This window comes from Stenotrophomonas sp. 80084_Sma, assembly GCF_056481995.1.
Genome location: NZ_CM151177.1, coordinates 4,589,350 through 4,608,047, shown reverse-complemented (window position 1 = coordinate 4,608,047; position 18,698 = coordinate 4,589,350). Strand labels below are relative to the sequence as shown.

Sequence of the window (18,698 nt, the reverse complement as noted above, 5' to 3'; positions counted from 1 at the left end):
TAATAGGGGCATGAAGACCACTCTCGATGAAATGCAGGCGTTCCTTTCGGTGATCGACAGCGGTTCGATCAGTGCCGCCGCCGAGCAGCTGGGGCAGACGCCCTCGGGCGTGAGCCGCGCGCTGGGGCGGCTGGAGGACAAGCTGGGGATCACCCTGCTGACCCGTACCACCCGCCGCCTGCACCTGACCGCCGAGGGCGAGGCGTTCCTGCGCCATGCGCGCGCGATCATCGATGCGGTGGAATCGGCCGAGGAACAGATGGCGGCGCGCCGCGAACGCCCGGCGGGGCGCCTGCGCGTGGATGCGGCGATGCCGTTCGTGCTGCACGTGATTGCGCCGCTGGTGGCCGGCTATCGCGCGCGTTACCCGGAAGTACAGCTGGAGTTGAACAGTTCCGACCGCTACATCGACCTGCTCGAACGGCGCACCGATCTGGCGATCCGGATCGGCCCGCTGGCCGACTCCACCCTGCATGCGCGGCTGCTGGGCCGCTGCCAGCTGCGGCTGGTGGCCAGCCCGGCCTACCTGGCCAGGCACGGCGAACCGGCCAGCGTCGCCGCACTGGGCCAGCACACGCTGCTCAGCTTCAACGAGCCGGAATCACTCAACCGTTGGCCGCTGCCCGGAGAGTCGGATGGGCTGCTGCTGGTGCGCCCGGATATTGCCGTATCCAGTGGCGAGACGCTGCGCCGGCTGGCGGTGGAGGGCGTGGGCATCACCTGCCTGTCCGACTTCGTCACCGATCGCGACCGCAGCGCCGGCACCCTGGTGCAGGTGCTGGCGGCGCAGACGCTGGATGTGTACCAGCCGATCCATGCGGTGTACTACCGCAACACCGCCGTGTCGTCGCGGATCAGCTCGTTCGTGGATTACCTGGCCGACGCGATGGCGCAGAGCGATTACGTGCGCTGAGGTTGCCGGCAAGCGGCCGGCACTACCGCACGCGCCGGTGGGCGCGGCTGCTCTGGTGGGTGCGGACCGTTGGTCCGCACTGATCCTGCCGTCGCCCGACCAACGGTCGGGCGCTACCCATGTGGCGGCGGACGCTGCCGGCCAGCGGCCGGCACATCGCACGGGTGGTACCGCCCGCTGGCCGGCAACCGGATCACTCAGGCCGCACGCGCCAACGCGTCCTTCGCTGCCGCCGTGGTCGACAGATCGAACACATCCACCGCATCGATCAACCGGTTCGCCTGTTGTTCCAGGCTGCGTGCGGCGGCACTGGCTTCCTCCACCAGCGCGGCGTTCTGCTGGGTGGTGCCATCCATCTGGATCACGGTCTGGCTGACCTGCTCGATACCCGCGCTCTGCTCCTGCGAGGCCGCGGAAATCTCGGCCATGATGTCGGTCACGCGTTGCACCGATGCCACGATCTCGGCCATGGTGTCACCGGCCTCGCGCACGCGCTGTGCACCGTGCCCGACCTGCTCAACCGAGGCTTCGATCAACGCCTTGATCTCCTTCGCGGCCGCGGCCGAGCGCTGCGCCAGCGTGCGTACTTCACTGGCGACCACCGCGAAGCCGCGGCCCTGCTCGCCGGCACGCGCGGCTTCCACTGCCGCGTTCAGCGCCAGGATGTTGGTCTGGAACGCGATGCCATCGATCACGCTGATGATCTCGGCGATCTGCCGCGACGAGGTTTCGATCGCGCTCATCGTCGTCACCACCTGGCCGACCACGTTGCCGCCCTGCGAGGCGACCGTGTGCGCGCCGATCGCCAGCTGGTTGGCCTGGCGTGCGTGCTCGGCGTTCTGGCGCACGGTGGAGGTCAGTTCTTCCATCGACGCGGCGGTTTCTTCCAGATTGGCCGCCTGCTGCTCGGTACGGCGCGACAGATCATTGTTGCCGGCGGCGATCTCTGCAGCCGCAGTGTGGATGTTGCCGGAGGCGTGCTTGATGTCGGTGACGATGGTCGCCAGCTGCGCGGCGGTGGTGTTGGCATCGCCGGCGATGCGCGCGAACACGCCCTGGAAATCGCCATGCATGCGCGCGCCGAGGCGGCCATCGGCAATCGCGCGCAGCATGCTGGAGACCTCGCCGAGGTTCAGTTCGGTGGTCTGCATCAATCGGTTCAAGCCGTCGACCATCGCGCGGAAGTCATGCTCGAAGCGCGCGCTGTCGCCACGCTGGCCGAAGTCACCCCTGGCAGCGGCTTCGGCCAGGCGGCGGATCTCGCCATTGATCATGCCGAGATTGACCTTGGCGGTATCCAGTGCGTCGGTGATCACCGCCTTCTCGCCGGGCAGGCGTTCCATGTCCTGGCTGAGGTCACCGATGGCGTAACGACCCATGATCGCAATCGCACGCAGCTTTACCTGGATGTGCGCATCAACCAGTGCGTTGCTGTCGGCGACCATTTCGCCGAATGCGCCGGGGAAGGCACTGGCATCCATGCGGTGGCTGATGGTGCCGGCTTCATGCGCCTGTGCCATCGTGGCCTGTGCATCGAGCACACCGCGCAGCGTGGACTGCACGGCCTGCATGGCCTGCGCGAGCCGACCGATCTCATCGCGGCTGCGCACCTGCACAACATGCTGCAGATCACCGGCGGCCACTGCACGCGCAGCGGCTTCCACCGCCAGCACCGGCTGCACCACCGCACGCCGCAGCCACCAGCCCAGGCCCATCAGCAGCAGCACGGCGGCCAGCACGGTCAGCGCCGCGCACAGCAGCAGCGTCTGCCGCGCCTGCTGCGAACGGGCCGCTACCGCCGCTTCGGCCACCTGCGTGGCGTGCGTACTCAACGCATCCAGCGCGGTTGCCACCGGGCGGTCCTTGCCGCGCACGAGGTTGTCGCCGGCGGCGGGATCGTAGCTGGCCTCGGCGAACGCCTGCAGCGCCGCGTGATAGTCCTGCTGCAGCTGCGCATGCAGGCCGATGAAGGCCTGCGCCAGTTCGCGCGTGCGTGCATCCGGGCTGCTGACCAGGCCCTTGGCCAGCTGCTCGACCAGACGACCCTCGCTGTCGAAGGCGTCCAGGTGGCGTTGGCGCAACGCGTCGTCGTGGCCGCGCAGCAGCACGTTCTTCCATTCCTGCACCTGGCCGCGGAACTCGCGCTGCAGGCGTTCGGCATCGCGGCTGTGCGCGACTTCGGGTGGAACCTCGGTGGACAACTTCAACCAGGCGGAGGCCAGGCCGGCCAGAGCGCACAGCAGGACCACAGCCAGACCAACAGAAACCGCGCCGAGCAGCTTGGACTGCAGGCGCGGAGCACGGACAGACGCATTCATGGGGAAGAACTCTCGGGAAGGGGCACTGCGGTATCGACCCGCTGCGCACGCCCTGAAGTGGGATGTTGATCACATTCGCGTTTCGTTTAGTGATGTGAAGGAGATGTTTCATAGGACAGATGTGTCCATATGGAACGAAAGCAGACCCTCGACAGAGGAATTAAATGTAACTAATGTTGTTACATGAAATCCGCGAACCCACTCTCCGACGCCCTGCACGTGATGGCGCACCTGGTCGGCCATGCCGCACCGCGTACGTCCGAACAGCTGGCGTCGTGCCTGCCGACCCATCCGGTAGTGATCCGCCGCCTGCTGGCGCAGCTGCACAGGGCCGGCCTGGTGCGCAGCACGCGCGGCCATGGTGGCGGCAGCGTGCTGGCCCGCGACCCCGCGGCGATCACCCTGCATGACATCTACCTGGCCGTGGGTGCACCGCCGCTGGTGCAGATCGGTGCCCGCGATTCCGGTGATGGCTGCCCGATCCAGCAGCTGGTCAACAGCGCCCTGCTCGAAGGCGCGCGCGAGGCGCAGCGGCTGCTTGAGCAGCGCCTGCAGGCGACCACGCTGGACCAGCTCGGCGCCGACTTCGCCCGCCATCTTGCCCATCACCGTTCCCTGGAAGGTCACCATGAATCCTGATGTGCTCATCGTCGGCGGCAGCTACGCCGGCATTGCCGCCGGCCTGATCCTGGCCCGTGCCCGTCGCCCGGTCACCGTCATCGATGCCGGTTCACCGCGCAATCGCTTCGCCAGTCATTCGCACGGGGTGCTGGGGCTGGATGGCATCAGCGGCGCCGAGCTGCTGAAGACCGCGCGTCAGCAGCTGCTGGACTACCCCACGGTGCGTTGGGTGCATGCCGAAGTGGAGCACGCCCGCACCACCGCCGAAGGTGTGGAAGTGCGTACCGCCGATGGCCAGGTGCTGGCCGCGCGCAAGCTGCTGCTGGCCAGCGGCATCGCCGACCAGCTGCCGGAACTGCCCGGACTGGCCGAGCGCTGGGGCAGCACCGTGCTGCACTGCCCCTACTGCCACGGCTATGAAGTCGGTGGTGGTGCCATCGGCCTGCTCGGCGGCCATCCGATGTCCGCCAGCAAGGCGCCGCTGTTCGCCGACTGGGGCAATGTCACGTTCTTCAGCATGGGTCTGGAGATCACCGATGAGGAACGCGCCGCCATGCAGCAGCGTGGCGTGCACATCGAGACGTCACCCGTGCTGGGTGTGCAGGGCGACCAGCCGACCTGGCTGGAAGTGGAGCTGGCCGATGGCCGCCGTATCGCACAGCGGGCGTTGTTCGTGCCGGCTACCCAGGCGATGGCCACGCCGCTGGTGCAGCAGCTGGGGTGCACATTGGTCGAGAGCCCGCTGGGGGTGCTGATCGAGGTCGACATGATGAAGCAGACCTCGGTGCCGAACGTGTATGCCGCAGGCGATGCGACCACGGTCGGCAACATCACCCTGGCCACCGCCGAGGGCGTGCGTGCGGGGATCGGGGTGCATCATGCGCTGGTGGCCGAGGACAGCGTGCCGCGCTGACCCCCGACGCGACGTGCTGCTCTGGTAGATGCCGACCTTGGTCGGTGCCGTTTCATCCACGCATGGCGTGGAAGAGCAGTCGAGCAAGCTCGACTCTACGGATCCCGGGCATCCAGTCGCCCGTGCCCGTCGAGCAGGTGCCGGCCGAGGCCGGCACCGTTCCATCATCCCTTCACGCACAGCACCTGGCGCAGGGTGTGCACCACGTCGACCAGGTCCAGCTGTGCGGCCATTACATCGTCGATCGACTTGTACGCGGCCGGCGACTCATCCAGCACGCCGCTGTCCTTGCGGCATTCCACATGCGCGGTGGCCTCGCGGTGCTGGGCCAGCGTGATCTGCTGGCGCGCAGCGCCACGGCTCATTACCCGGCCGGCACCGTGGCTGCAGCTGTGGAAGCTGTCCGCGTTGCCCTTGCCACGCACGATGTAGCTGCGCGTGCCCATGCTGCCGGGAATGATGCCCAGCTCGCCCTCGCGGGCACTCACTGCACCCTTGCGCGTAACGAGCAGTTCCTGGCCGTGGTGCGTCTCCTTCTGCACGTAGTTGTGGTGGCAGTTCACCGCCATCGCCGCCAGCTGGAACTTCGGCAGCCGGTGGCGCATCTCGGCCAGCACCCGCGACATCATTGCCTCGCGGTTCTGCCGGGCGTAGTCCTGCGCCCACGACACTGCTTCGACGTAGTCATCGAACAGCGGCTCGCCTTCCATGAAGAACGCCAGGTCCTTGTCCGGCAGGTGGAAGCCGAGCACGCGCCGGGCCAGTTCCTCGCGCGCCTTCTCGATGAAGTAGGTGCCGATCAGGTTGCCGGTGCCGCGCGATCCGCTGTGCAGCATCACCCACACCGTGTCCGTCTCGTCCAGGCACAGTTCGATGAAGTGGTTGCCGCCGCCCAGCGTACCCAGCTGGCGGTCGAGCTTGTCGGTGCGGATCCTGCGGTGCTTGTCCTTGATGTTCTCCAGACCGGCGGCCAGCCCGGACTGCACCAGCCGCGTGTGGATGCTGTCGGGCATGCGGTGGTGCTCGCCGCCGCGTCCGTTGCCGACCGGGATGCTGCGCTCGATGCTGTTGCGCAGCTGCCGCAGGTCATCGGGCAGGTCGTTGGCACGCAGCGTGGTGCGCACGGCGGCCATGCCGCAGCCGATGTCGACGCCGACCGCCGCCGGGATGATCGCACCGCGGGTCGGGATCACCGAGCCCACGGTCGCGCCCTTGCCCAGGTGCACGTCCGGCATCACGGCCACCCACGGCCCGACGAACGGGATCGCGGCGATGTTGCGCAGCTGCTCATGCGCCTGCGCTTCCAGCGGCACACCGTTGACCCAGCCCTTGATCGGCGTGGTGCCCTCGGCGTGCAGCCATTGATAGTTGTGTTGAGTGTCCATGTCTTCGTGTTTGTCCTTGATGGGCCGGCGGCGCGTCCCTGCGCCGCCGCGACCCCCTACCTGATCGTCACCAGCTGCTTCAGCACGCCATCCAGGCCGCCGAACACGGTGAGCTTGTCGATCTTCTCGGTGACCTTCTCCAGTGCCTCCAGCTCCTTCAAGCGCATCAGCACCGGGTTGTCCTCGATCAGCTTTGCGGTGTTGAGCTGCGAACGCGTGGCATTGGCCTCCTCGCGGCGACGGATCACGCTGGCCTGGGCCTGCTTCTCGGCCAGCACCACGCCGTTGAGGATCTCCTTCATCTCGCCCGGCAGGATCACGTCCTTGATGCCCACGCCGAGCAACCGCACGCCGTGGCCCTCGATCGCCGCCTGCACATGGGCGGCAATCTCGCCGTCCAGTGCCGCCTTGTCACCCAGCAGCTCGTCCAGGCTGCGCGCGGCAATCGCCTGGCGCAGGCCGAACTGCAGCTGCCGGTAGACGAACTCGTCGGCATTGCTGAGCGTACGGTGTGCACGCACCGGGTCGACCACCTGCACGGTCGCGGCCAGGTTCACCCGCAGGGTCACCTTGTCGCGGCTGAGCAGTTCCTGGCCGGACACGTCCAGCGAACGCGCACGCAGCTCCACACGCTCCACCGATACGTTGCCATTGAAGTTCCAGAACGCGTGCAGGCCGGCGTCCAGCGTCTGTCGCAGCGTGCCATCGATGAACAGCAGGCCGACCGACTCGCTCGGCACGGTGCTGATCACTGCCACACGCGGCAGCACGCCCAACTGGCCCAGGCGCTGCTGCACGTCCGCCGGAATGCGCGGCTCGTCACCCAGCGCCATCACGCGCACCTGGGTGTCGACCGAACCCCGCCAGTACAGACGGCGGCTGCCCGGCGGCAGCACTTCATCGATGCGGCCGTTGCGCAGCAACAGGCCGACCTCGCTGGCGCCGACGTTGGCCAGCACGAAGTGCGTGTCCAGCTCGGTGCCCAGCGCTTCGATCAGGCTGTCCTGGTCGCTGCCGGTATAGGCCGCGCCCTTCGATGCGGTGTGGATGTCCACGTGCGGGCGGCCGCCGAACGGCGACAGGCGGTGCACGCCCGGCAGCAGGATCTGCTGGAAACGACGGTTGCGATACACCAGGCCGCGCTCGCCGTCGCCGATCACGACCTTGATGGTCCAGAACATGGGAGTCTCTCCTTGTATGGCTCTGGTGGTTCGACCCGTTGCGGATGAATCGCCAAGACCCGGGCCGATCAGGTCGTGGCGAGGCCGCCTGCACACCACGTGCAGGCAGCGGAAGAGGGCGGCCATCGGCGGACGGTCCGCGCGCGGAGCCTTCGGTGCACCGGCACTGCTGCCATCGTCGTTCCCGGCAGGCAGCACCGGTGCGGAACGTGGCTGGCAGTGGCGGCGGGCCGGGGCCCGGCGTGCGGTCCGTTGCCTTCCACGTTCCTGCCCGAAGGCGTTGTCTGCGGACGGCGACGATGGCCGCTGGGGCTTGCGCCCCGGGTGTTGCTTCAAGTCATGACGTGACAGGTCATGTGGTTTGGAGTGGGAATCGAACCCACGACAGACGGATTACGGATCCGTTGCTCTGACCAAGCTGAGCTATCCAGTTGGGGACCGCGCGGAATCGAACCGCGTACCGGCGAACCGATGCCTGCTTCCGGCAGGCGATCCAGGCGATGGCATGTCCGCGACCTCCGGCATACGCCACGGCAACGCCGCGCGCACCAGCCCGTGGTGGAAACGGGACCGTTGGAGAATCGAGGGTGCAGGCCATCGACATTATCGCGAGCGATAATGTTTTGATGCGATGCAGATAATGTCCAGGCGTCGCCACTCGCGCGAAGTAAATCCTTCGGCGGAGCGGAAAAAACCTGTGTCAGTGAGCGGCGGGTTGCCGCGCGGGGTGCAGTTCTGGCATCGCGGGTCCTTGTGCCGACGCAAACGAAAACGCCCCCGGACTTGCGTTCCGAGGGCGTCGTCAAGCCTCGGAGATCGGGGTGGCCGATCTCCGCAGGGCGGGTATCAGGCCGTTGTCAGCTGGTCTTCCTTGCCGAACGCGCGCGCCAGCACGTCCATGCGCAGGCATGGCAGCAGTTTGGCGATGGCGACGGAATGCGCGTTCAAGGGAAGTTTCCAGTGGTTGTTGAAACGAGGTGCGCACGATAAACCACGATTTACTCGCGCGCAACCATTTTGTTCAATTATTTTCTTCTTTACCGCGCAATGCCGGCCAGCGGCCGGCACTACCGGGTCTCAAGCTTCCGTGCTGGCGGCATCCAGCTGCGCGACATCCTGCACGCTCAGCGACACGTTGGCTGCGGCCAGCAGATCGTGCAGCTGCTCGACGCTGGTGGCGCTGACGATCGGCGCGGTGATCGACGGCCGTGCGATCTGCCATGCCAGTGCGATCTGCGCGGCACTGGCGTTGTGCTTGCTGGCCACGTCATCCAGTGCCTGCAGGATGCGCAGGCCACGCGGATTCAGATAGCGCTTCACCACGTTCTCGCCACGCGCCGGGCTCTTGGCCGCATCGGCAGGCGTGCGGTATTTGCCGCTGAGGAAGCCACTGGCCAGCGCGTAGTAGCCGATCACGCCGATCTGTTCGCGCTGCACCAGCGGTTCCAGTTCCTTTTCGTAGCCGGCGCGGTCATACAGGTTGTACTCCGGCTGCAGGGTTTCGTAGCGTGGCAGTTTGTAGTCGGTGGATACCTTCAGCGCATCGGCCAGGCGCGTGGCGCTGTAGTTGGAGGCACCGATCGCGCGCACCTTGCCGGCTTCGATCAGCCGGCCGAATGCGGCCAGGGTCGCTTCCAGCGGCGTTGACTCGTCATCCTCGTGGGCCTGGTACAGATCGATCACGTCGGTCTGCAGGCGGCGCAGCGAATCTTCCACCGCGGCGTTGATGTTGTCCGGGGTCAGGCCGGGGCGCTCGGCCCACTTGGCCACCTTGGTCGCCAGCACCACCTTGTCGCGCTTGCCGCTGCGGGCAAACCACTTGCCGATCAGCGTTTCCGATTCGCCGCCGGCATTGCCCGGCACCCAGGCCGAATACACATCGGCGGTGTCGACCAGGTTGAAGCCGGCATCGACGAAGGCATCGAGCAGGGCGAAGCTGGCCTTCTCATCGGCGCTCCAGCCGAACACGTTGCCACCGAAGGCGAGCGGACGTACATGCAGGCCGGAACGGCCCAGTTCGCGGGTTGCCGTCATGGGCACGGACTCCTTGGGGGAAGTGCTCCAGAATAAAACGCGTTGTGTGACCGTGCTGCGGCGGTGACCACAAAACAGTGTTCCGCGATACGCACGCAGCTAACGTTTTGTGAACACCTGGGACGCCGCGGCTGCTAGTCTCGCCGCATCTTCCGCTGGAGTCGCTCCGATGATGCCTGCTTCGTCCCTGCGTGGTTGCCGCCTGCTGCTTGCTTCGGCCCTGCTTGCCGCTGTTCCCGCGTTCGCCGCACCGGCCACGGTGGCACCGGCGAAGATCCAAGTGTCACCGGCCATCGATGCGGCGGTGAAGGCGTCGACCCGTGATGCCAACAACGTCAAGCGCGATGGCTTCCGTCATCCGGCGCAGACGCTGTCGTTCTTCAAGGTGACGCCGGAAAAGACCGTCATCGAGATCACCCCCGGCAACGGCTGGTACTCGGAGATCCTGGCGCCGCTGCTGCAGGACAAGGGCCACTATGTTGCCGCCGTGGTCGACCCGATGGCGGTGCCCGAGGGCCGCGGCCGTGACTACCAGCAGCGCAGCCGCGACAGCCTGGAAAAGAAGTACGCCGGTGCACCGGCACAGTTCGGCAAGACCGCCGTGGTCGCCTACGATCCGGCCAAGCCGGTGTTCGGCCCAGCCAGTTCAGCCGACGTGGTGCTGACCTTCCGCAACGTGCACAACTGGCGCAAGGCCGGCCAGGCGCAGGGCATGTTCCAGGGCTTCTTCAACGTGCTCAAGCCGGGCGGCGTGCTGGGCGTGGTCGAGCATCGCGCCAAGGCCGACGTGGCCGACGACGATGACACCGGCTATGTCGGCCAGCAGCAGGTGATTGCGATGGCCGAAGCCGCCGGCTTCAAGTTGGACGCGCGCAGCGAGGTCAATGCCAACCCGCGTGACACCAAGGACCACCCGAACGGCGTGTGGACGCTGCCACCGACCAACCAGCACGACAAGGCCGATGATGCGAAGTACCAGGCGATCGGCGAAAGTGACCGCATGACCCTGCGCTTCATCAAGCCGTAAGGGGTGGTGCCGGGCTGGCGCATGTTGTCTCTGTAGAGCCGAAGGCAGCGGCAGGAGCCGCTGCCAACGTCGCGTGCGACGGCCCGAAGGGTGCCGGTCAGGACGGCCGGCATCGTCCCTGCTCGGCTCATCGCGCGTAGCGCGGCGCATGGCTGGTCCCAACCGGCCATGCGCCGGAATTCGATCGTATGCAAGGACATGAATTGTTGAAGAAGGTCTTTTACATCGCTGTCGCGGTGCTGGTGCTGGGGCGGTTGATCGATTTTGTGTTCTACGGTGGTCATGCCCACGATCTGATGGCGACGGTAGGGTTTGCCGTGCTGTTCGCGGGTGCCCTTCTGGAGGAACGTTCGCGCAAGGCCGACCCGCCGGCCGCAGGCCTGCAGCGGCGGGCCAATGTCATCGCCGCGTGCGGCATCGCACTGGTGCTGGGCTCGTTCCTGCTGGAATGGAAGGTCTTCGGCTGAGCCCGCCGTGATCGCGGCGGCGACGCGGGAATGGGACAATGCCCCACCCGCCGCCTGCCGTGCCCGCAATGCTGATTGCCTTCAACAAGCCCTTCAACGTGCTCTGCCAGTTCACCGACCGCAGCGTGCCGCCGCGGCCGACCCTGGCCGGGTTCGGCCTGCCGCCGCGCGTGTATGCCGCCGGTCGCCTGGACCATGACAGCGAAGGCCTGCTGCTGCTGACCGACAACGGCACACTGGCGCACAAGCTGACCGACCCGAAGCACAAGGCTGACAAGACCTATTGGGTGCAGGTGGAAGGCATGCCCAGCGACGAACAGCTGCAGCAGCTGCGCGACGGCGTGGTGCTCAATGACGGGCCGACCCTGCCGGCGAAGATCGAGCGCCTCGATCCGGCGCCGTCGCTGTGGACACGCGATCCGCCGGTGCGCTTCCGCAAGACCGTGCCCGACGCCTGGCTGGCGATCACGATCCGGGAAGGCCGCAACCGGCAGGTGCGGCGGATGACCGCGGCGGTGAGCCTGCCGACGCTGCGGCTGGTCCGCGTGTCGATGGGGCCTTACCGGCTGGACGACCTGCAGCCGGGGCAGTGGCGGCAGATCGGTTGATGCAGAAAGGGCCGGATACCTTCCGGTGTCCGGCCCTCATGTAGTGCCTTGGGGTCAGAGTCCTTCCTGTGGAAAGGATCCGACCCCGGCAGGCTCAGGCGTCGCTGCCGATATCGCTGTGCTCGTCCACCACGGTGTCGTTGCGGCGGTCACGTGCGTTGATCCGCTGCGCCTGCCCATTCACCACGTGGCCATTGGCGGCCTTCTTCTTCTGCTGCTTGCGGTACAGCGCGTAGCCGAGCAGGCCTACACCGACCGCAGCGGCGGCCACGGCCACTGCCGGATTGCGGCGCACGAACTTGGTTGCGGCCTTGCCGCCGGTCTTCACTGCGCCGATGGCGGCGCCGGTCTTGATCCAGTCCGCATTGCGCAGGCTGCCACCGGCGCTCTTCAGGCCATCGCCGGCGGTGTGGGCCAGCTCCAGGGCGCGCTCCAGAGCGCGGTCGGTGATTACGGTCAGCTTGCTCATGCGGGGGTCCTTTGCCTCGGGTCGAAGTCCAGTGTCGCGTGTTGCCCGTAAACGGTATGTCAGTCGAGGTCACACGTGGCGTGACTTTACCGCAGCCATTCAGGATCAGGCAGGGTCCGCAGCCGGTAGTGCCGGCCAGCGGCCGCCATTACCGGTCAGGTGCCACGCGGCTTGGCCCGATGGGTGGCCGTCGCCGTCCACGGGTCATCCGGCCAAGGATGGCGCGGGTAGCGGCCCTTCATTTCCTTTTTCACTTCCGCGTAGGTGTTTTCCCAGAAGTTGCGCAGGTCCTGGGTGACCTGCAGTGGGCGGCCACCGGGCGAGAGCAGGTGCAGGGTCAGCGGCACGCGGCCATCGGCGATGCGCGGCGTGTCAGCCAGGCCGAACAGTTCCTGCAGTTTCACCGCCAGCACCGGCGGCAGCGGTTCGCCGCTCTCGCTGTCCAGCGCGTAGGTGATCGGCCGCTCCAGCCCGGAGGGCACGGTGATGCGGGTCGGTGCATGACGCTCGACCAGCTGACGCTGTGACCATTCCAGGGGCGACTTCAGCGCTTCGCCGAAGCTGGACTCGTCCAGCGCATCCAGGCGGCTCTTGCCGGCGAACGCAGGCTGCAGCCATTGCGCACGCGTGGCCAGCAGGGCGTCGTCGCTGCAGTCGGGCAGGCCGAGTTCGGGCATCCAGCGCCGCAGCGACTCCACGCGTGCCTGCCATTGGCGCAGGCCTTCGGTCCACGGCAGCGCCTGCAGGCCGAGTTCGGCCACCGCGTCGGTCAGCGCCTGTGCGGCGTGCTGCGGATCGACCCGGCCGGCCGAGCGGCTGTCCAGCACGATGCGGTCGAAACGGGTCTCGCGCAGTGCCACCAGGGCGCGACGCTCGCTGTCCCAGCGCACTACGTCCTCGGTCACGAAGCGCTCCGGCCACGCCTTGCGCAGCTGGCCCTCGTCCACCGGTGCGGCACGCAGCAGCAGCGCGTCGCGTGCCTCGAAGCGCAGTTCACTGGCTACCAGCCACGGCTCGCCACGCAGGTCGCTCAGCTCGTGCAGGCGTGCGCTGCGGCCATTGGCCAGCAGGTAGCGCAGTGGGTCGCTGGGGTGCTGGACACCGATGCGGTCGGGGAAGGCGTGTGCGAGCAGGTCACCGAGTTCATGGGCTTCGATGCTGGCCGGCGGTGCGGCATCGCAGCGCAGGCGGCGACGCCATTGTTTGGCGGCGGCATCGATCGCGGCCAGGCCGCTGCGGTTGGCGTCGCCCGGTGCGCGGCCATTGCGGAATGCCGCCAGCGCACGCCAACGCGCGGCCAGCGCATCACCGCCCTGGCGCAACGGATCGCGCGCCTCCAGCAGGGCGGCCAGGTCGGCGGCCAGGGCTTGCGCACGTGCACCGGGCGCCGCCAGCAGCATCGCCGCCATCCGCGGATGCGTACCCAGCGCCAGCACGCGCCGGCCAAGTGCGGTGATCGCGCCGCTGCTGGACAGCGCGCCGAGCCGCTGCAGCAGTTCGCGGGCGGCACCCATCGGGCCGGCCGGTGGCGGATCGAGGAAGCGCAGGTCGCTGCTGCCCCAGGCGGCCAGTTCCAGCGCCAGTCCGGCCAGCTCGACCTGATCGATCTCGGCGCGGCGCTGCGGCTCCAGCCGCTGCGACTGCGGCCACAGCCGCCAGGCCACGCCTTCGGCCACGCGACCGGCGCGACCGGCGCGCTGGTCGGCCGACGCCTGCGCGATGGCCACCACGTCCAGCCGGGTGAAGCCACTGTTGGGGTCGTAGCGCGGTTCGCGCGCCTGGCCGCTGTCGATCACCACGCGCACGCCCGGCAGCGTCACCGAGGACTCGGCCACGTTGGTGGCCAGCACCACGCGCCGACGACCATCACTGGCCGCCTGCAGGACCCGCGCCTGCTGCTCCACCGGCAGTTCACCGTGCAGGGCCAGCACTTCAACACCCGCATCCAGCGATTCCTGGAGCCCGGCCTGCACCCGCGCGATCTCGCGCTGGCCGGGCAGGAATACCAGCAGGTCACCCGGGTGCTCGGCCAATGCCTGCTGCACCGCGCGGCGAACCTGCAGTTCCAGCGCCTCATCGCGGCGCGCCGGGAAATGGCTGACCGTCACCGGGTAGCTGCGGCCTTCGCTGCTCAGCCGCGGCGCATCAAGGAAGCGGGCAAGTCGCTCGCCATCCAGCGTGGCCGACATCACCACCAGGCGCAGGTCGTCGCGTAGCTGCGCCTGCACGTCCAGCGCCAGTGCCAGGCCGAGATCACCGCTGAGGTGGCGTTCGTGGAATTCGTCGAACAGGATCGCGCCGACCTCTTCCAGCATCGGGTCGTCCTGCAGCATGCGGGTCAGGATGCCTTCGGTAACCACCTCGATGCGGGTGCGCGACGAGACCTTGTTCTCGAAGCGGATGCGGTAGCCGACGGTGCCGCCCACCTCTTCGCCCAGCTGCCGCGCCATGAACAGCGCGGCGCTGCGTGCGGCGACCCGGCGCGGTTCCAGCAGGATGATCTTCCGCCCCTGCAGCCACGGTGCATCGAGCAGCGCCAGCGGCACCTGGGTGGTCTTGCCGGCGCCGGGCGGTGCCTCCAGCACCAGTCGTGGCTGCGCGGCGAGGTGCTGCTGGATCTGCGGCAGCAGCGGGGAAATCGGGAAGAGCGGGGCGTTCATGTGCAAAGGATAAAGGGCCATGGCAGCCGCAGGTACAATGCGCGGGCACTTTTCCCCCGCGATGACCATGCACCTGATCGATATCGGCGCCAACCTGACCCACGACTCCTTCGACCGCGACCGCGATGCCGTGCTGGACCGCGCGCGCCAGGCCGGCGTGGTGCAGATGGTCATTACCGGCGCCAGCCGCGAGCACTCGCCGCTGGCCGTGCAGCTGGCGCAGCAGCATCCTGGTTTCCTGTATGCGACCGCCGGCGTGCACCCGCACCATGCGGTGGAATACACCGAGGAATGCGACGCCGAGATGCGCGCGCTGCATGCCCACCCGGAAGTGGTGGCGGTGGGCGAGTGCGGGCTGGACTACTTCCGTGACTTCTCGCCGCGCCCGGCCCAGCACCGCGCGTTCGAGCGCCAGCTGCAGCTGGCCGCAGACAATGGCAAGCCGCTGTTCCTGCACCAGCGCGACGCGCATGCCGATTTCATGGCACAGATGAAGAACTTCGAAGGCCGTGTCGGCCCGGCGGTGGTGCATTGCTTCACCGGTGAGCGTGACGAGCTGTTCGATTACCTGGACCAGGACTGGTACATCGGCATCACCGGCTGGCTGTGCGACGAGCGCCGTGGCGCGCACCTGCGCGAACTGGTGAAGAACATCCCGGCCAACCGCTTGATGATCGAGACCGACGCGCCGTACCTGCTGCCGCGCACGCTGAAGCCGATGCCGAAGGACCGCCGCAACGAACCGATGTTCCTCTCGCACATCGTGGAAGAGCTGGCGCGCGACCGTGGTGAAGACGTGGCGGTGACCGCCGCGAATGCAACTGCCGCGACGCGTACGTTCTTCCGCCTGCCGGACGCGGGTTGATCAGGTAGTGCCGGCCGCTGGCCGGCAGCAGCATGAACGCCGCAAACATCGCGCGGTTGCCGGCCAGCGGCCGGCACTACCGGAGCAGGTCGCGCAGGCCCTCACGGTAGCTGGGGAAGCGCGGCTCCCAGCCCAGCGCCTCGCGCGTACCGGTGCTGTCGATGCGCTTGTTGCTCTCGTAGAAGCGCCGCAGCGTCGGGCTGAGTGCAGGGTCGTCCCATGCCACTGCAGGTGGCATCGCAAAGCCGCCCAGCTGCGCGGCGAAGGCCAGTACCTCCTGCGATGGTGCCGGCTCGTCATCGGCTGGCAGATACAGCCCATCCACGCACGGCCGCTGCATCGATGCGATAACGACCGTTGCCAGGTCATCCACGTGCAGGCGGTTGAACACCAACCCTGGACGCACTACGTGGCGCGCACGTCCCTGTGCCAGCTGCAGCAGCGCATTGCGTCCCGGCCCGTACAGGCCGGGCAGGCGGAATACCGCCGAGGCGATACCGCGCTGCTCCGCCAGCGCACGCCACTGGTCCTCGGCGCGTCTGCGTTGCATGCCGGTCGTTTCAGTGGCATCGGCCACGCTGGTTGCGTTGATCCAGCCGCCGGCCCGATCGGCATAGACCGACGTGGATGACAGATAGCCCACCCAGTGAAGTGCTGGACTTTCCTGCAGTGCCGGCAGCAACAGACGCAGTGCCGGGTCACCCTCGGCATCGGGCGGCACGCTGCACAGCACGGCCTCGGCCTGCGCGATCTCACCGAGCAGAGCGGGCGATGGCGTGTCGTCGGCACGTAGCTGATGGCGCAGCAGGCCATCGTGCGGTGCTGATGCCAGGTCGCGCACCGTGCCGGCCACGTGTACGCCCAACGCCCGCAGATGCGTGGCCAGCACGCACCCGCTCCAGCCCATGCCGAGGATCAACACCCGCGCGGGCAGGGCGTTGGCCTGCGTCGTATCGCTCACGCGCTGCGCAGCGCCTGGTAGGCCTGCAGGCTGCTGTAGGCGACCTGCAGCAGCAAAGCTTCCTGGTCGGCCTTGCGCGCGCGCGCCAGCATGTCGCCGACGATCTGCTCGGCTTCCACCTGCTGGCCGGCTTCCAGGTCTCGCAGCATCGATGCCTTCAACGCAGAGCCCGCCTGGGTGAGGGTGCCGCGTGCGGTGTCCTGCGCGGCATCAGGAATCGGTTCACCGGCAGCCTCGGCCACGGCCAGGCACTCGTCGTACAGGCCACGCACGATCGCCTCGCCATCATCGGTGGCGACGATGCTGCCGATATCCGCGCGCAGCAGGCAGGTCGCGGCGGCCAGCGCGGTCAGGAAGGTGTACTTGATCCACTGTTCCTGGCCGATGTGCTCGCTGGCCAGGTGATCGAGGTTGGCCTGCGCGCAGGCGGCGGCGAAGGCACGCATGCGTTCTGAGATGGCACCGCCGTCGCGCTCGCCGAAGGTGAGCTTGGCCGGCTTGCCCAGGTGCAGCACGGCGCCGTCGGGGGCCTTGGTGGCGCTGATGAAGCATAGGCCACCGAGCACAGCGTCGCGGCCGAAGCGCAGGTCCAGCGCGTTGTAGTGATGCAGGCCGTTGAGGATCGGCAGCACGGTGGTGTTTGCGCCCACGGCCGGAGCGATGGCATCGATTGAGCTGTCCAGGTCGTAGGCCTTGCAGCTGAGGATGACCAGGTCGAACGGCTTCTGTGCGGCCAATGCGGGTAGCGCATCGGCGGTGACGTGCTGCACCGGGAAGCTGGCATCGCCGAGTGGGCTGCGGATGACCAGGCCGTCGCGGTCCAGCTGGGCGGCGCGTGCGGGGCGCACGAGGAAGGTCACATCTACGCCGGCCTGAGCCAGGCGACCGCCGAAGTAACCGCCGGTACCGCCGGCGCCGAGGATCAGGATGCGCATTGCACGTTCACCGTTTTCTGGGGAATCAGGAGTGCGATTGTGCCGGAGATTGCGGCCAACGGCGGAGCCCCTCGTGGTGGAAGAAGCACAAGCCGTGCCTGGTCGGGCGGTCCCGGTGCGCGGGGGGCGCCGCAAGTACGTCCGTGTAGCAACTGTGTTGCTGGAGAGTCTCAGGCCCGTCAGGTAAACGGGCACGGTAGTGCCGGCCGCTGGCCGGCAGCCTTTGGTCTTTCGCCCTGGCTCGCCTCAGGCGGGGACTAGCCCGCTTTCAGCGTCGCGCACACGGGCGTTGAGGATGACCAGCATCTTCCGCATCACTGCCACGATGGCCACCTTGCCTTCCTTGCCGCGGGCTCGTAGCGACTGGTAAAAATCGCGCAGCCGAGGTTCATGCCGCATGGCCGACATTGCCGCCATGTAGAGCACTTGCCGGATTTCGGCTCTTCCACCGTGGATGCTTCGTTTTCCTCTCATCGTGCCGCTGTCGTGGGACATCGGGGCTACCCCGACCAGGCTGGCGATGCGCTTGCCAGTGATCCTGCCAAGCTCTGGCAGATAGCTGGCTAGAACTGCCTGCAGCACAGGCCCTACGCCCTTCATCGACTTCAGCATCTTCAGTTGAGGCTGCTGACCAACCTGCTCGACGATCTGCTTGCCCAGACGCTCAACCAACGTTTGTAGGCGGGTGATGTTGCCCTGCAGTAGTCGGCGCAGTTCACGATCAAGCACCATTTCCTGCTGTTGCCGCGCGATGGTCAGGGCGTCTATCGCCTGCCGACGTGCCCGAACGAACTCCCGCATCTTCTGCTGCCAAGACTGCAGCGGCTGATAGGGAGGCAGCTTCACCAGGGCGGCCATCTGCGCCAACGCGTAGGCATCCAAACGGTCGGTTTTGGCAGTCTGACCCAACCCCTGAGCCAGTTTCCGGGCGCGCAAGGCATTGGCACGGGCCACCGGATGACCGGCCTTGTGCAGGAAATCCAGCACCGGCTGCTCATAGCCACCCGTGGCTTCAAGCACGATCTGGCGGGTCGGACGCTTCTTCAGCCAAACATCCAGTTCAGAAAACCCGGAGCGGTTGTTGCTGACCTGCAGGGTTTCTCCGTCCGTCGTACCGATATCCAGCTGACGCTTGCTGACATCAATCCCGATCCCGTTCATCACCTGACTCCGTATAGTCTGGAAGGGTCGAGAGCTCCCCCGCTTGCCCAGTCTTATCGCTTCGAGTGGTCGCTCCAGCAACTGTTCGGGCGGATCAAGGGAGATTCCGGCGTGGGCGCCAAGCTACATGGCGATCGTCGCGATCCTGGTTACGGATCGTCGAGATCTAGGCTCGCACGG

The 18,698-nt window shown here is 67.4% G+C and carries 16 protein-coding genes and 1 tRNA gene; 7 read left to right on the top strand and 10 right to left on the bottom strand.

Annotated elements, in window-relative coordinates; all coding sequences use genetic code 11:
• The first annotated feature begins 10 nt into the window (after positions 1-10).
• On the top strand, positions 11-913 hold the full coding sequence (locus ACZK3W_RS21165; protein WP_006401534.1) for a LysR family transcriptional regulator: 903 nt from the start codon (positions 11-13) through the stop codon (positions 911-913).
• 197 nt (positions 914-1,110) lie between these two features.
• Here the strand turns inward: ACZK3W_RS21165 and ACZK3W_RS21160 are convergent, their stop codons facing one another.
• Positions 1,111-3,231, bottom strand: coding sequence for a methyl-accepting chemotaxis protein (locus ACZK3W_RS21160; protein ID WP_478450250.1), 2,121 nt, complete (start codon positions 3,229-3,231; stop codon positions 1,111-1,113).
• Between the two features lie 183 nt (positions 3,232-3,414).
• Here ACZK3W_RS21160 and ACZK3W_RS21155 point away from each other — a divergent pair, with 183 nt between their 5' ends.
• Entirely contained in the window at positions 3,415-3,870 is a 456-nt protein-coding gene (locus ACZK3W_RS21155) for an Rrf2 family transcriptional regulator (RefSeq protein WP_478450249.1), read from the top strand.
• Positions 3,860-4,765, top strand: a complete 906-nt coding sequence (locus ACZK3W_RS21150) for an NAD(P)/FAD-dependent oxidoreductase (RefSeq protein ID WP_049398662.1) — start codon at positions 3,860-3,862, stop codon at positions 4,763-4,765. Before ACZK3W_RS21155 ends, ACZK3W_RS21150 begins: the two co-directional genes overlap by 11 nt.
• Positions 4,766-4,929: 164 nt before the next feature.
• On the opposite strand, the gene ACZK3W_RS21145 is transcribed toward ACZK3W_RS21150, so the two are convergent.
• The 4 genes from ACZK3W_RS21145 to ACZK3W_RS21130 all read right to left on the bottom strand — a co-directional run bounded on the left by ACZK3W_RS21145 (position 4,930) and on the right by ACZK3W_RS21130 (position 9,365).
• Positions 4,930-6,150: an RtcB family protein gene (locus tag ACZK3W_RS21145; protein WP_107431505.1), complete on the bottom strand. Its 1,221-nt coding sequence runs from the start codon at positions 6,148-6,150 to the stop codon at positions 4,930-4,932.
• Between the two features lie 56 nt (positions 6,151-6,206).
• Entirely contained in the window at positions 6,207-7,331 is a 1,125-nt protein-coding gene (locus ACZK3W_RS21140; protein ID WP_049398660.1) for a slipin family protein, read from the bottom strand.
• 357 nt (positions 7,332-7,688) lie between these two features.
• A tRNA-Thr gene (locus ACZK3W_RS21135) sits at positions 7,689-7,762 on the bottom strand.
• A gap of 646 nt (positions 7,763-8,408) precedes the next feature.
• Positions 8,409-9,365, bottom strand: coding sequence for an aldo/keto reductase (locus ACZK3W_RS21130; RefSeq protein ID WP_049424161.1), 957 nt, complete (start codon positions 9,363-9,365; stop codon positions 8,409-8,411).
• A 169-nt stretch (positions 9,366-9,534) separates the two neighbouring features.
• On the opposite strand from ACZK3W_RS21130, the gene ACZK3W_RS21125 reads away from it, so the two are divergent.
• The 3 genes from ACZK3W_RS21125 (at position 9,535) to ACZK3W_RS21115 (ending at position 11,467) form a co-directional block, all read left to right on the top strand.
• Complete coding sequence (locus ACZK3W_RS21125) at positions 9,535-10,392, top strand: class I SAM-dependent methyltransferase (RefSeq protein WP_049398658.1); 858 nt, start codon at positions 9,535-9,537, stop codon at positions 10,390-10,392.
• Positions 10,393-10,595: 203 nt separating this feature from the next.
• On the top strand, positions 10,596-10,859 hold the full coding sequence (locus ACZK3W_RS21120; RefSeq protein ID WP_478450248.1) for a hypothetical protein: 264 nt from the start codon (positions 10,596-10,598) through the stop codon (positions 10,857-10,859).
• A gap of 68 nt (positions 10,860-10,927) precedes the next feature.
• Entirely contained in the window at positions 10,928-11,467 is a 540-nt protein-coding gene (locus tag ACZK3W_RS21115) for a pseudouridine synthase (RefSeq protein WP_032129146.1), read from the top strand.
• 94 nt (positions 11,468-11,561) lie between these two features.
• Here ACZK3W_RS21115 and ACZK3W_RS21110 read toward each other — a convergent pair whose 3' ends face one another.
• Entirely contained in the window at positions 11,562-11,936 is a 375-nt protein-coding gene (locus ACZK3W_RS21110) for a hypothetical protein (protein WP_019336760.1), read from the bottom strand.
• 155 nt (positions 11,937-12,091) lie between these two features.
• Positions 12,092-14,596: an ATP-dependent helicase HrpB gene (gene hrpB, locus ACZK3W_RS21105; protein WP_478450247.1), complete on the bottom strand. Its 2,505-nt coding sequence runs from the start codon at positions 14,594-14,596 to the stop codon at positions 12,092-12,094.
• A 67-nt stretch (positions 14,597-14,663) separates the two neighbouring features.
• Between hrpB and ACZK3W_RS21100 the strand changes: the two genes are divergently transcribed.
• Positions 14,664-15,461, top strand: coding sequence for a TatD family hydrolase (locus tag ACZK3W_RS21100; protein WP_125895754.1), 798 nt, complete (start codon positions 14,664-14,666; stop codon positions 15,459-15,461).
• Between the two features lie 76 nt (positions 15,462-15,537).
• On the opposite strand, the gene ACZK3W_RS21095 is transcribed toward ACZK3W_RS21100, so the two are convergent.
• From ACZK3W_RS21095 to ACZK3W_RS21085, 3 genes are all read right to left on the bottom strand, one after another.
• On the bottom strand, positions 15,538-16,368 hold the full coding sequence (locus ACZK3W_RS21095; RefSeq protein ID WP_180838694.1) for a Rossmann-fold NAD(P)-binding domain-containing protein: 831 nt from the start codon (positions 16,366-16,368) through the stop codon (positions 15,538-15,540).
• 50 nt (positions 16,369-16,418) lie between these two features.
• The gene (gene panE, locus ACZK3W_RS21090) at positions 16,419-17,357 is read right to left on the bottom strand and encodes a 2-dehydropantoate 2-reductase (protein WP_125895743.1); all 939 of its coding nucleotides are present in this window, start codon (positions 17,355-17,357) and stop codon (positions 16,419-16,421) included.
• Positions 17,358-17,603: 246 nt separating this feature from the next.
• Positions 17,604-18,518, bottom strand: a complete 915-nt coding sequence (locus tag ACZK3W_RS21085; RefSeq protein ID WP_197631883.1) for an IS110 family RNA-guided transposase — start codon at positions 18,516-18,518, stop codon at positions 17,604-17,606.
• Positions 18,519-18,698: the final 180 nt, after the last annotated feature.

Bases quoted from the DNA above. Each gene is read 5' to 3' on its own strand.
- ACZK3W_RS21165 (WP_006401534.1), top strand. From the start codon at position 11: ATGAAGACCACTCTCGATGAAATGCAGGCGTTCCTTTCGGTGATCGAC.
- ACZK3W_RS21160 (WP_478450250.1), bottom strand. From the start codon at position 3,231: ATGAATGCGTCTGTCCGTGCTCCGCGCCTGCAGTCCAAGCTGCTCGGC.
- ACZK3W_RS21155 (WP_478450249.1), top strand. From the start codon at position 3,415: ATGAAATCCGCGAACCCACTCTCCGACGCCCTGCACGTGATGGCGCAC.
- ACZK3W_RS21150 (WP_049398662.1), top strand. From the start codon at position 3,860: ATGAATCCTGATGTGCTCATCGTCGGCGGCAGCTACGCCGGCATTGCC.
- ACZK3W_RS21145 (WP_107431505.1), bottom strand. From the start codon at position 6,150: ATGGACACTCAACACAACTATCAATGGCTGCACGCCGAGGGCACCACG.
- ACZK3W_RS21140 (WP_049398660.1), bottom strand. From the start codon at position 7,331: ATGTTCTGGACCATCAAGGTCGTGATCGGCGACGGCGAGCGCGGCCTG.
- ACZK3W_RS21130 (WP_049424161.1), bottom strand. From the start codon at position 9,365: ATGACGGCAACCCGCGAACTGGGCCGTTCCGGCCTGCATGTACGTCCG.
- ACZK3W_RS21125 (WP_049398658.1), top strand. From the start codon at position 9,535: ATGATGCCTGCTTCGTCCCTGCGTGGTTGCCGCCTGCTGCTTGCTTCG.
- ACZK3W_RS21115 (WP_032129146.1), top strand. From the start codon at position 10,928: ATGCTGATTGCCTTCAACAAGCCCTTCAACGTGCTCTGCCAGTTCACC.
- ACZK3W_RS21110 (WP_019336760.1), bottom strand. From the start codon at position 11,936: ATGAGCAAGCTGACCGTAATCACCGACCGCGCTCTGGAGCGCGCCCTG.
- hrpB (WP_478450247.1), bottom strand. From the start codon at position 14,596: ATGAACGCCCCGCTCTTCCCGATTTCCCCGCTGCTGCCGCAGATCCAG.
- ACZK3W_RS21100 (WP_125895754.1), top strand. From the start codon at position 14,664: ATGCACCTGATCGATATCGGCGCCAACCTGACCCACGACTCCTTCGAC.
- ACZK3W_RS21095 (WP_180838694.1), bottom strand. From the start codon at position 16,368: ATGGGCTGGAGCGGGTGCGTGCTGGCCACGCATCTGCGGGCGTTGGGC.
- panE (WP_125895743.1), bottom strand. From the start codon at position 17,357: ATGCGCATCCTGATCCTCGGCGCCGGCGGTACCGGCGGTTACTTCGGC.
- ACZK3W_RS21085 (WP_197631883.1), bottom strand. From the start codon at position 18,518: ATGAACGGGATCGGGATTGATGTCAGCAAGCGTCAGCTGGATATCGGT.